Annotated in this window: 1 protein-coding gene; it reads right to left on the bottom strand. The window is 33.0% G+C overall.

Annotated elements, in window-relative coordinates:
• Positions 1-75 precede the first annotated feature (75 nt).
• On the bottom strand, positions 76-1,362 hold a 1,287-nt coding region (locus Q0605_RS07870; RefSeq protein ID WP_298705852.1), incomplete at its 5' end, for a hypothetical protein.

Raw genomic sequence — 1,362 nt, 5'->3', positions numbered from 1 at the left:
ACGGTAGAATTAAAAGTAACGTAAAAATAATTAACACCAAATAAAAGACTATTTTTAAAATCTTTTTTAGCAATCTCATTTTATCTCTTTATTTTTGATTAAAATTCTATCTATAAAATTAGTATTGCCGTCTATATAAATGACCTTGCCATTTCTGTATATGACTTTTCCTGAGCCCGGATTTAAATACGGCACATAAACCAGTTGTGTTGCATAATAACCTTCATAAGCAATGATTTCTCTGTCCGGTTCTAATAAACTCAATTCTTTTTGTATATCGCTTCCGCCAATATAACATACAGTCAACTCTATAGGCATGTTGGGATTATTTTTATACTTTTCTAATTTTAGAAATTCTTGCTGTAGCTTTTTTGCGGTTTCTATTGGAGGATCGTTATAAAAACTAAATAATGTAATGCCTTCTTTATCTGAAATACCGTGGTCTGCATAGGTTATTTTATCGGAAGGGTTATACTTATCCATACCTATTTTATTAGCCGTTTCTATAAGCCGCGATATAATATTTGTCTTTGATTCCGGATCCAATTTATTTATATCCACATTCCTACTTTTCGAATAATCGAGTCCTGAGAAAATTCTCAAGTTATTTATCAGTGTGCTTTTATTCGCCATAGAGTTACTAGCCGAAAAACTATATAGACCGATGTTGAAATTTCCTTTTGAGCTTATGCCTAGAGCCTTATTGAAATAATTGAGGCTATCTGTTGCCCTAGCGTTAGCTCTTGTCTCCTGATTACCATTCATATTGGCTCGATAAATTCCATCCTTAAAATCTTGTAAATGGCTATTTTCATGCGACTGTACAAAATAAAAACTGCTAAAATCGGTTTTTATATTATTGTGTTTATCTGTAGAGAATACGGTTGTAATAGTTTGGTTTTTAGGATTAAAATTTCCCATTAATACTTGACTATTTTTACCATTAGGGCTCGCTAGATATACTGCTGTGATATCCGTTCTTAAGCCCATAGCATAGTTCTTGGCATTCATATATGCCTCTTGAATTTGTTTCTTTTCTGCTAGGCTTAGGCATTTATCACTCATAGCTTTAGCAAAAGGTTCACCAAATTCTTTATCGAATTCATAGCTTGTATTATATCTACCAAGCTCCGTAAAATATTTATCAAGCGATATGTCTCCCATCAATATATTATATCCGATATTTCCTATCATAGAAGCGCGATTATAATCATCCTTTATCTCCTTCCTTCCCCCTTCGCTAAACAACCTCATATCTACGCTTGCATCAACGTTAGAGCTTAGCTTGGTAGAATATAGCTCTTTATTTAGCTTGGAGCTATCTCTGTTTAATCTAGTAAGATCGTCTGAGTTATATAGAGC

This window comes from uncultured Campylobacter sp. (assembly GCF_938017705.1).
Classification (GTDB): domain Bacteria; phylum Campylobacterota; class Campylobacteria; order Campylobacterales; family Campylobacteraceae; genus Campylobacter_B.
Note: the sequence above shows the minus strand (reverse complement) of the source record. Positions and strands in the feature narration are given on the sequence as shown.